Source organism: Streptomyces sp. bgisy159 (assembly GCF_965341775.1).
GTDB lineage: Bacteria > Actinomycetota > Actinomycetes > Streptomycetales > Streptomycetaceae > Streptomyces.
On record NZ_CBDQZH010000032.1, the window covers coordinates 68,409 to 78,893 of the forward strand.

Consider the following 10,485-nt stretch of genomic DNA (forward strand, 5'->3'; position numbering starts at 1 on the left):
ATGTCGTACGACGTCGACAAGACCGACGAGCAGTGGCGCGCGGAGCTGACCCCCGCCGAGTACGCCGTGCTGCGGCAGGCCGGGACGGAGCCCGCGTTCACCGGTGAGTACACCGACACCAAGACCGAGGGCGTCTACTCCTGCCGCGCCTGCGGCGCCGAACTGTTCACCTCCGACACCAAGTTCGCCTCGCACTGCGGCTGGCCGTCCTTCTACGACCCGAAGGACAGCGACGCGGTCGAGCTGATCGAGGACCGCTCCCACGGCATGCTCCGCACCGAGGTCCGCTGCGCCCGCTGCGGCTCCCACCTCGGCCACGTCTTCGAGGGCGAGGGCTACCCGACCCCGACGGACCAGCGGTACTGCATCAACAGCATCTCGCTGCGGCTCCGGCCCGCCGGGGAGTGACTCACAGCGCCTCCCGCTGCACCATCGCGGACATCGCGAGCGTGCCGGGCAGCAGCGGGAGCCAGACGGTCAGGGCGCGGTAGCCGAGGACCGTGGTGGTGGCCAGGGGGAGCGGGGCGCCGTAGCCGGCCAGGGTGAGGACGAGGGCCGCGTCGAGCGGGCCGATGCCGCCCGGTGCGGGGACCGCGCCCGCGGCCGTGCTCGCCGCGAGGTAGGCGAAGGCCAGCTGGGCCCACGACAGGGGCAGAGCCAGTGCGGTGCCCACCGAGGCGACGACGCCCGCCTGGATCAGGGGCGCCGCGACCGCCCCGCCCCACAGGGGCAGGAAGCGGCTCGGACGGGTGTGCAGCCGGCGTACGTCGGTCAGGGCCGTGCGCACGGCGTCCAGCGCCGGGCGGCGCAGGGGCGGGACCGCCGCCAGGACCAGGACGGCCGCCGCCGGACCGAGCAGCACGCCGGCCACCGCCATGAGCAGGGCCCGCCCCTGCGGCAGCAGTGCCTCGGGGCGGACGGCGTGCGGCGCGGCGAGCAGGAAGACCAGCACCACAGGGGTCTTCGCGACCGCTCTGACCAGGGAGTACAGGGCGATGGAGGCGGTCGCCCGGGCCAGCGGGACGCCTTGTCGGCGCAGGAAGCGCAGTGTCACGGCGTGGGCGCCCAGGCCGGCCGGCAGGACGTGGTTGGCGGCGCCGGCGGCGAACTGCGAGGCGATCAGCAGACCGGGCGGCAGACGGTCCGGCAGCGCGCCCTGCCGGATGCACGCGGCGGCGAGCGAGCCCAGGAACGTGAAGCCCGCCCCGGCCAGCAGCCACCACGGGTCCGCGCCGGCGAGCCGGGCGACACCGTCACGGGCGGCCCGCCGGTCGAACGCCGCCCACCCGGCGAGGACCAGCAGCGGGAACAGACTCACCGCGTGCCGCGCCGCGGGCGACAGCGGGCGGGCCGGGCGGACCGGGGCGGCGGCCGGCTGCTGCGCGGTCGTGTCGTCGAGCGGCGGCGGGGTCACGGCGCAGTCGTCCTTCCGCGTCGCGGCCGCGGCGGATCGGACAGGGCCGTGCCCGCACGGGGAGGCTCGCTCCCCTCCGGTGCACCGACGCAAGCCGCCACGAGCCCGCTCCGCGCGCCGAAGGAGCGACCGCGAGGCTGCCCGGCCGACGAGACAGCGACGCGCCCAAGAAGGTTTCTGCCCCACCGGCCGCCCACTCACCCCCGACCGGTCCCCGCCGGGGGCCGCCCGGCGGGGACGGACAGCGCAGGGGGCGGGACGGCCGCGGGGGAGACCGGGCCCGCGAAGCCGCATCCGACCTGTCGGCCGCGCCGGGAGGCCGGCGCCTGTGGCGAGCCGGGCGGGCCGGGCGGGCCGGGCGTCGCCGGGGAGGGCTGCGAGGGGTACGCGGTGGACGCCGGACGGCGGGTGCTGCACAGCGAGGGCCTGCCGGCGGTCCCGGCGGCCGTACCCTGCGCGGTCTAGACTCTCCCCGCAACGGCCCGTGCACGACGTGGTCAGGAGCGGGCGGATTCTGCCAAACCCGAAGGGCATTCGGCGTCTTGATAAGGATAGATTCAGTCACCAAGCGGTACCCGGACGGCACGGTGGCGGTCGACCGGCTCTCCCTGGAGATCCCGGACCGTTCCATCACCGTGCTCGTCGGCCCCTCGGGCTGCGGCAAGACGACCACCCTGCGGATGATCAACCGGATGGTCGAGCCCACCGAGGGCACCATCACCATCGACGGCGTCGACAGCAGGCAACAGCCCGTCAACACCCTGCGCCGGTCGATGGGGTACGTCATCCAGAACGCCGGCCTGTTCCAGCACCGCACCATCCTCGACAACATCGCCACCGTGCCCCGGCTGCTCGGCTGGGGCAAGGAGCGGGCCCGCGCCCGCGCCCGCGAGCTGATGGAGCGGGTCGGCCTCGACGGCTCCCTCGCCAGGCGCTACCCCTACCAGCTCTCCGGCGGCCAGCAGCAGCGCGTCGGCGTGGCCCGGGCGCTCGCCGCCGACCCGCCGGTGCTGCTGATGGACGAGCCGTTCTCCGCCGTCGACCCCATCGTCCGCAAGGGACTCCAGGACGAACTCCTGCGCATCCAGGAGGAGCTGGGCAAGACCATCGTCTTCGTCACCCATGACATCGACGAGGCGGTCAAGATCGGCACCACGGTCGCCGTGCTGCGCACCGGCGGCCGCCTCGCCCAGTACGCGCCGCCCGCCGAACTGCTCTCCCACCCCGCCGACGCCTTCGTCGAGGACTTCCTCGGCACCGACCGCGGCATCCGCAGGCTGTCCTTCTTCTCCGCCGACGGGCTGGAGCTGCTGACCGCGCCGGTCGTCGCGATCGACGCCACCGCCGAGCAGATCGCCGCCCGCGACACCGGCGACACCCCGTACCTGCTGGTGACCGACCTGGACGGCAGGCCGCTCGGCTGGGGCGCCCCCCACGACCTGGCCGCCGGAGACGTCAGCGCGGACCGACTCCTGCCGTGCGGACGGCCGTTCGCCGCCGGTACCGACTCGCTGCGCGCCGCACTGGACTGCGCGGTGCTCTCGCCCACCGGCTGGGCCGTCGCCGTGGACGCCGAGGGCCGGGCCGCCGGGGTGGTCTCGCAGCAGACCATCGCCGAGGCGATCCGCCGGGCCCACGCGGAGAACACCCGGGGTGAGCAGGTGGCGCTGTGAGCGAACTCTTCGACATGCCGAGCTACCTCCAGTACGGCTACTTCGATCTGGTCGCCCTCCACCTGCGCGAGGCGCTGATCCCGGTGCTGGCCGGGCTGCTGGTGGCGCTGCCCGTCGCGCAGGTCTGCGTCCGGCTGACCTGGCTGTACCCGCCGGTGCTGTGGGTGACGACCGTGCTGTACGCGATCCCGTCGCTCGCCTTCTTCGTCGTCCTCATCGACTACACCGGCCTGAGCGAACTCACGGTGATGATCCCCCTGGCCCTCTACAGCCTGGTCGTGCTGGTCCCGGCGATCGTGGACGGCGTGCGTTCCGTGCCGCAGGAGACGCTGGCCGCGGCCACGGCCATGGGCTTCGGGCCCGTACGGCGCTACGTCCAGGTGCAGTTGCCGATCGCGGCGCCCGCGATCATCGCCGGGCTGCGGGTGGCGTCGGTGTCGAGCATCTCCCTCGTCAGCGTCGGCATGCTGATCGGCAACCAGGGCGCCCTCGGCAACATGCTCGACGCCGGCCTGAAGTACGACCAGCCGCGCCTGGTGTGGCTGTCCGTCGTGGGCACGGCCGTCCTCGCCGTCGCCGTGGATGCCGTGCTCATCGTGCTGCGGGTGCTGCTGACGCCCTGGATGCCGCGCGGTACCCGCCCGCTCGTGGCGAAGGGGGCCGCCCGGTGAACGTCCTGAACCACATCTCGGCCTTCTTCGGCGACGGCGCCCACTGGCAGGGCTACGACGGCATCCCCACGCGCGTCCTGGAACACGTCCGGTACACCCTGATGGCGCTCGGCATCGCCGCCGCCGTCGGCCTGCCGGTCGGCCTGGTCTCCGGGCACACCGGCCGCGGCGGCAACACCCTCGCCCTGATCGCCACCGTCGGCCGCGCGCTGCCCAGCTTCGGCCTGATGGTGCTGATGTTCATCCTGCTCGGCCTGGGCCTCGCCCCCGTGATGGTCCCGCTGGTCGCGCTCGCCGTCCCGCCGATCCTGGTGACGACGTACGAGGCGGTGCGCTCCGTCGAGCCGGCGCCCGTGGACGCCGCGCGGGGCATGGGTATGAGCGAGGCCGGGGTGCTGTTCCAGGTGGAACTCCCCGCCGCCCTCCCGCTGATCCTCAGCGGTCTGCGCACGGCCGCCGTCCAGATCGTCTCGACCGCCACCATCGCCGCGTACGTCAGTTTCGGCGGCCTCGGCCGCTACATCGTCGACGGGCTCTACCAGCGCGACTACGAGAAGGTCGTCGGCGGCGCCTCACTGGTCGCCGCGCTCGCGCTGGTCACCCTCGGTGTGTTCTGGGCGGTGGCCCGGACGGCGGTGTCGCGGGGAGTACGGCACCGGGCGTAGGGCAGCCGGCGCCGGCACGGGGTGGGCACGGGGCGTCGGGCATGGGGCGGTCGGGCAGTGGGAGGCGGCGGCCGGGAGGCACGCCGGCTCCCGCGGGACGCCGTGCCGGCGGCCGTTCGCGGACCGCTGTTCAGTTCTCGGCGCGGTGCAGGGCCTGTTCCAGTACGACGAGCAGCGCGTCGCGCACCGAGCCGCGCTCACGGGCGTCGAAGACCAGGAGGGGGACGGCCTCCGCCACGTCGAGCGCCCAGCGGACCTCGTCCAGGGTGTGCTCGACGTGGCCGTCGAAGGCGTTGATCGCGACGGCGAACGGGATGCCTTTGTGCTCGAAGTAGTCGACGGCCGCGTAGCAGTCGTCCAGCCGCCGGGTGTCCACGATGACCAGCGCGCCGACCGCGCCCTCCACGATGTCGTCCCACATGAACCCGAACCGCTCCTGCCCGGGCGTGCCGAACAGGTACAGCTTCAGCGTGGGGTCGATGGTGATGCACCCGAAGTCCATCGCCACCGTGGTCGTGGTCTTGCGCGGGGTGTGCGTGAGGTCGTCGACGCCCGCCGCCACCTCCGTGATCGCCGCCTCGGTGGTCAGCGGCTCGATCTCGGAGATCGACCCGACGGTGGTGGTCTTGCCCACGCCGAAACCGCCCGCGATCACCAGCTTCACCGGCAGCGGCGGCCGTACGGCGGTCATCGCGGCCGCGCCGCCGACGGCGGTCGGGTCAGTCGGTGTCACGGTGTACCCCTCGGGAGTCGGGGATGGCCCGCAGGCCATCGATAACCCTGCGCAGGACGGAGGCGTCGTGGGTGGCGCCGGAGTCGGGCACATGCACCGTCAGGCACCCGGCCGCGCGCAGGTCCTCGGCGAGGACCCGCACCACGTTCAGGTGCAGCCGCAGCCGGGCCGCGATCTCGGCGATGGACTGCGGCCGACGGCAGGCGGCGACGATGTCGTGCTGCTCGAAGGAGAGCCGGTCGAGCGCGGCGAGCCCGGCGGTGGTCGTCACCACCTGGGTCTCGACGGGGATCGGCCGGCTGGGCGCGGCCCGGTCCGCGCCCGCCACCCGGCCGGCGGTGACCAGGAAGGGCCGTACGGCGGGGGCGGGGCCGTCCGGGGCGGCGCCGTCCCCGCCGGTGCCGCGGGGGATACGGCCGTCCGCCATCGGTGGTTCCTCTTCTTCTCTGCTGCTCGCTCGTCGGGCCGGCCGGCCTCAGCGCAGTCGGGTCCTGCTTCTGGCCTGGTTCTGGGCGGCGGTGACCGAGTTCTTCAGCTCCAGCACCAGCTGCGGGCTGAGGGCGGCGCCGGCCCGGTTCGCGAACACCGTCATCTCGTAGGCGATGTTGCCCAGCTTGGCCTCCTTGTCGGTGACCACGCCGAGGACGGCTCCGCTGCCGATCGCGGAGACCAGCACATGGCCGCCCTCCAGATCGATGATGACCTTGTTCAGACCGCCCAGGCCGTAGTTGCCGGAGGCGCCGGCGGCCAGGCTGGTGATGCCGGAGACGATCGCGGCGAGCCGCTCGGAGTCGGCGTGCTCACGCAGCTCCGAGACGGCGATCAGCAGCCCGTCCGAGGACACCGCGATGGCGTCCACGACACCGGCGGTCTCGGTGGCGAAACGGTTGAGCAGCCAGGTGAAGTCGGCTGCGGCGGCCCGCAGATCGGTCGGCGTGGCGTCGCCCGTCGGGGCGTCACCCTTCGGCGTGCTCACTGCTCGGCTCCTTCCGGATGGTGGTTCTGGTCCTGCGTGGCACCGTCCCGGCCGGAACCGCCCGCCGCGCCCTCGGGGCGGGCCGCGGCGCCGGGGGTGCGCGGAGTGTCGTCGGGGCGGGCGGTCTCGCCCGAAGCGGTCTCGCCCGGGGCGGGTGGTGCGTCGGCCCGGGTGTGAGCCGTGTCGGGGCCGGGGGCGTCGGCGTCGAGCGGTGGGTGGGCGAGGGGAGGATGGTCGGGCGGGGGCGCTATGGCGTGGTCGGTGCCGGTGCCGGTGCCGGTGCCGGTGCCGGTGCCGGTGCCGGTGTCGGTGTCGGTGCCGGTGTGATCGGTGGTGCGCGGTGCGTCTCCGGTCCCCGGTGCCTCTCCCGTCCCCGGTGCGTCTCCGGTCCGTGCTGTGTCGCCGGTGGGAGGTGCGTCTCCGGCCCGTGGGGTGCCGCCGGTGCCGGGGGCCGTGCCCTGCCGCCCGGCGTTTTGTCGCCGCAGCCGGTCGACCGGGATCTCCGCCGTGTCGCGGTGGGCGCGTTCCACCGCGGCCTCGAACTCCTCCAGCGTGGTGCGGACCATGTCCGCGTCGGCCGGGCGCGGTGCGTGGCGGTCGTGCTGGGGTGTGCCCGCGTCGAACGTCGCCCGCAGGGTCGCCCCCCGCACCCGTCGGCGCAACGGGCGTGCCCCTGTCGTGCCGCCGGCCGGTGCCTCTTCGGTCGTGCCGCCGGTCGGTGCCTCCTCGCCGCGCGCTCGTGGGACGTGCGGTGTCTCCACCGGGTCGGTACCGGCCTCCCGGCGCGGCGTACGACGCGGCAGTCCTCCCGCCTCTCCACCGACGGTCGGCACGGAGGGCGTGGGACCGGTGACGGGGACGGGGTTCTCGGCGGACCGGGCGGCTTCGGCCGGCGCGGGGCTCGCGGCCACCTCGGGGCCTCCGGCAGACGCGGAGGCTCCGGCGGACTGGGGAAGGTCGGCAGCCGCGGTGTTCTCGGCGGACGCGAGTGCGGGGGCCGGCCCGGTGTGTTCCGCGACCGACGCCAGGTTCCCGCCCGGCGCGGGGTTCCCCGCCAACGCGGAGTCCCCGGCAGCGGCCGGGTGCCCCGTCGCGCCTGGGGCCGTGACCGCCGGTCGCGTGGCCGCCGCCATCCCGTCCGGTGACGGCAGCAGGGACGCCGGGATCGCGACCTCCGCCGTGACGCCGCCGCCGGGCGTGCGGGAGAGCGCGACCCCCACCTCCCAGCGGCGGGCGAGTGCGCCGACCACGAAGAGGCCGAGCACCTTGGTCGGGACCAGGTCGAGCCGTTCGCGGCGGACCAGCCGGGCGTTCTCCTCCGCGAGCCGCTCCGCGCTCATGCCGAGGCCGTGGTCGGCGACGACCACGGACGCCCCCTCGGCCCCGGCACTGACGGTGACCTCGACGGGGCTGCCGGCGGGGGAGAACGACACCGCGTTCTCCAGGAGTTCCGCCACCATCAGCGTGAGGTCGCCGATCATGTCGGGCTCGACCATCACCTCGGTCCGGGCGTGCAGTCGGACCCGCCGGTAGTCCTCGATCTGCCCGAGCGCGGCCCGAACGACGTTGGTGAGAGCCGTCGGGCCGGCGTCGAGGACCGTCTCGCGGATGCCGGCCAGCAGCATCAGGCTGTCCGCGTTGCGTCGCAGGCGCACGGCGATGTGGTCGATGGAGTACAGGCGTTCCAGCAGCGCGGGATCGGTCTCGCCCCGCTCGACGGCGTCGATGAGCGAGAGCTGCCGCGAGGTGAGGTTGCTGACCCGCCGTCCCACGTTGCCGAACATCTCGGCGACGTTGCGCCGGCTGAGCACCTGCCGTTCCAGCAGCGCCGCCGCCTTGGTCTGCACGTTGTTGAACACCCGGGCGAGCTCGCCGATCTCGTCGTCCGCGGTGACCGGCAGCTCGCGCAGCCGGGGCGGCCCGCTCTCCTCGGCGTCGTCGTCGGCCACCCGCGCCAGCTCGCGTCCGGCGACGTCGGCGACCTCCTGCGCGGCGGCGGTGAGCGCGAGCACGGGACGGATGACGGAGCGCCGCACCAGCACGGAGAAGCCGATCCACACGGCGAAACCGAGCAGGGTGAGGTTGAGCAGCAGCCCCACCCGCCACTGCGCGCTGGTGGCGGCGCCCTCGGCCCGGTCGGCGATCTGGTCGATGAGCGCGCCGGTGATCTCCAGCCGGGTCTCGGCCTGCTGCTGGTAGTCGCCGTAGGCGCCGAGCGCGTTGCGCAGCGCCACCCGGATCTCGTCGGTGGACTCGGCCTGCAGCGCGCTGGGGTCGACCGCCAGCTCGGCGAAGTGCCGGCCGATGACCGCCTGGGCCGCGTTGTGCTCGATGCCGCCGAGCCGCTCGGCCTGCGCCTCGGTGGCGAACCGGGCGAAGCGGTCGGCCTGGTACATGTACAGCTTGTGGGAGCCGACCGCGCCGGTGTACTCGATCAGCGCGTTGGAGTCGCCGGTGAGCGCGGAGAACACGCCGGTCTCGTAGGCGCCGTGGGCGGCGTCGGCCCGCAGCAGCGAGTCGAGCAGACTGCCGGTGAAGGTGGTGGCGAGCGCGGAGTTGCGGTCCAGGCCGAGCCCGTCGATCAGGCTCTGGGCGGCGCCGGAGTACGCCGGATCGATGTTGTCGGCGGGGAGATAGCCCTGCTCGACGGTGTCGCGCAGACCGGCCAGCCCCTCGATCTCCTTCAGCGCCCTCGCCTCGCCGGCCGGCAGCCGGTCCCCGAACGTCTCGCGCACCGTGCGGATCTGGCTGTCGACGGTGATCTGGGCTACGCGGTACGGGTCGGAGGACGGGGTGCCGCCGTCGAAGGCGGCCTGGTGACGCACCGACAGCAGGATGGCCTGCTGGTGCTCGGCCTCGATGAGGGAGACCAGCCGCGCCACCTCCGCGCTGTCGCGGGCGAGCTGGGCGGCCTCCTCGGCCCGGTCGGAGTCCTGTACCAGGTCGGTGATCAGGTAGGCGAGCAGGACCGCGATCACCGTCAGCGGCACGCCGACGAGGAGGGTGAGCTTGCGCTGGAACGGCCAGCGGTCGGCGAAGGCCCGCAGGCCCGGGCGTACGGACGAGGGTGCCGGCCGGGCTGGCGCGTCCACCTCTTTCGTGGACACCGGGCCTCCTTCGTGGACTGCTGCGGCACCGCGCGCACTGCACGCTTGTGACCGTCTGTGATCGATGCTGAGGTCGCCAACTGCGGCGAGACTATCGTCTCTTCGAACACGCGAGCACGTTGCCCTACGTCAAGAATCAATTACGAAGCGCCTTCGCCGTCCCTCGGTCGCCGATCCGCCCTGTACGAAGGGAATCGTTAACACGACCGCTCTTGACTGATCGAGAAGCGGCTGGATTGGATCGGGGACTGCGTTCTTCACAGACCCCCATAGCCCGGAACGGAATTGTGACTTCCAACGCCCACCGCAGCAGGTCCATCCGGAGACACCCCGGCGCGACGGCCGTCGCCCTGGCCGCGGCGGCGGCCCTGCTGGCGGGATGCAGCTCCTCCGACGACACGGCCTCCAACCCGCTCGACGAGGGCCAGGCGGACGGCAGCACCGTCGTCGTCGGCTCGAACAACTTCGCGGAGAGCATCCTCCTCGCCGACATCTACGGCGAGGCCCTCAAGGCCAAGGGCATCAAGGTGTCCTACAAGCCGAACATCGGCAGCCGTGAGACCACCTACGGCCTGCTCAAGAACGGTTCGATCACCGTCCTGCCGGAGTACAACGGGTCCCTGCTCGCCTACCTCGACCCGGACGCCGAGCAGACCTCGCGTGACGCGGTGAACGCGGCGGCGAAGGCCAAGCTCGACCCGAAGCTGACCCTTCTGGAGTCGTCGCCCGCCGAGGACAAGGACTCCGTCTCGATCAACGCCGAGACCGCCGAGAAGTACGAGCTCACCGCCGACTCGACGCTCGCCGACCTCAAGGACGTCGCGCCCGAACTCATCCTCGGCGGATCGCCCGAGTTCCAGACCCGGCAGCAGGGCATGGTCGGTCTGGAGAAGGTGTACGGCCTGAAGTTCAAGTCCTTCAAGGCGCTCGACGCCGGCGGCCCGCTCACCCAGGCCGCGCTGAAGAAGAACACCGTGCAGGCCGCGGACATCTTCACCACCGACCCGACCATCACCAAGGAGAAGTTCGTCGTCCTGCAGGACCCGGAGAACCTCTTCGGGTTCGCCAACGTGACTCCGCTCGTCTACAAGAGCGGTCTGTCCCAGGAGGGCGTCGACGCGCTCAACGCCGTCTCCGCCAAGCTGGACACCAAGACCCTCCTGGACCTGGACTCCCAGGTGCAGCTGGAGAACAAGGACCCGCTGGACGTCGCCAAGGCGTGGCTGAAGTCGGCCGGCCTGGGCTG

At 73.2% G+C, this 10,485-nt stretch carries 10 protein-coding genes; 5 read left to right on the plus strand and 5 right to left on the minus strand.

Annotated features, from left to right (window positions below):
• Positions 1–408 (plus strand): peptide-methionine (R)-S-oxide reductase MsrB, encoded by a 408-nt coding sequence (gene msrB / locus ACSLTV_RS26200; RefSeq protein ID WP_432135820.1) that lies wholly within the window; start codon positions 1–3, stop codon positions 406–408.
• 1 nt (position 409) lies between these two features.
• On the opposite strand, the gene ACSLTV_RS26205 is transcribed toward msrB, so the two are convergent.
• A complete protein-coding gene (locus ACSLTV_RS26205; RefSeq protein ID WP_432156301.1) occupies positions 410–1,414 on the minus strand; it encodes a lysylphosphatidylglycerol synthase transmembrane domain-containing protein in 1,005 nt (334 codons plus the stop codon).
• Positions 1,415–1,956: 542 nt separating this feature from the next.
• Between ACSLTV_RS26205 and ACSLTV_RS26210 the strand changes: the two genes are divergently transcribed.
• The 3 genes from ACSLTV_RS26210 to ACSLTV_RS26220 are packed head-to-tail and all read left to right on the plus strand — an operon-like array spanning position 1,957 to position 4,423.
• Entirely contained in the window at positions 1,957–3,087 is a 1,131-nt protein-coding gene (locus ACSLTV_RS26210) for an ABC transporter ATP-binding protein (protein ID WP_432135818.1), read from the plus strand.
• Positions 3,084–3,758 carry an ABC transporter permease gene (locus ACSLTV_RS26215; protein WP_432156300.1) on the plus strand — a complete coding sequence of 225 codons (675 nt, stop codon included), beginning with the start codon at positions 3,084–3,086 and terminating at the stop codon, positions 3,756–3,758. Before ACSLTV_RS26210 ends, ACSLTV_RS26215 begins: the two co-directional genes overlap by 4 nt.
• The gene (locus ACSLTV_RS26220) at positions 3,755–4,423 is read left to right on the plus strand and encodes an ABC transporter permease (RefSeq protein ID WP_432135816.1); all 669 of its coding nucleotides are present in this window, start codon (positions 3,755–3,757) and stop codon (positions 4,421–4,423) included. The genes ACSLTV_RS26215 and ACSLTV_RS26220 overlap by 4 nt, the downstream gene beginning before the upstream one ends.
• A gap of 130 nt (positions 4,424–4,553) precedes the next feature.
• Here the strand turns inward: ACSLTV_RS26220 and ACSLTV_RS26225 are convergent, their stop codons facing one another.
• Genes ACSLTV_RS26225 through ACSLTV_RS26240 form a run of 4 tightly spaced genes read right to left on the minus strand, consistent with a single transcriptional unit; the run spans position 4,554 to position 9,239 of the window.
• The gene (locus ACSLTV_RS26225; protein ID WP_432135815.1) at positions 4,554–5,156 is read right to left on the minus strand and encodes a GTP-binding protein; all 603 of its coding nucleotides are present in this window, start codon (positions 5,154–5,156) and stop codon (positions 4,554–4,556) included.
• A complete protein-coding gene (locus ACSLTV_RS26230) occupies positions 5,143–5,583 on the minus strand; it encodes a DUF742 domain-containing protein (RefSeq protein ID WP_432156299.1) in 441 nt (146 codons plus the stop codon). The genes ACSLTV_RS26225 and ACSLTV_RS26230 overlap by 14 nt, the downstream gene beginning before the upstream one ends.
• Before the next feature lie 48 nt (positions 5,584–5,631).
• The gene (locus ACSLTV_RS26235) at positions 5,632–6,132 is read right to left on the minus strand and encodes a roadblock/LC7 domain-containing protein (protein ID WP_432135813.1); all 501 of its coding nucleotides are present in this window, start codon (positions 6,130–6,132) and stop codon (positions 5,632–5,634) included.
• Positions 6,129–9,239 carry an ATP-binding protein gene (locus tag ACSLTV_RS26240; RefSeq protein ID WP_435612997.1) on the minus strand — a complete coding sequence of 1,037 codons (3,111 nt, stop codon included), beginning with the start codon at positions 9,237–9,239 and terminating at the stop codon, positions 6,129–6,131. Before ACSLTV_RS26240 ends, ACSLTV_RS26235 begins: the two co-directional genes overlap by 4 nt.
• 287 nt (positions 9,240–9,526) lie before the next feature.
• Between ACSLTV_RS26240 and ACSLTV_RS26245 the strand changes: the two genes are divergently transcribed.
• Positions 9,527–10,485, plus strand: a 959-nt coding sequence (locus ACSLTV_RS26245; protein ID WP_435612998.1) for an ABC transporter substrate-binding protein, incomplete at its 3' end; no start/stop codon positions are given.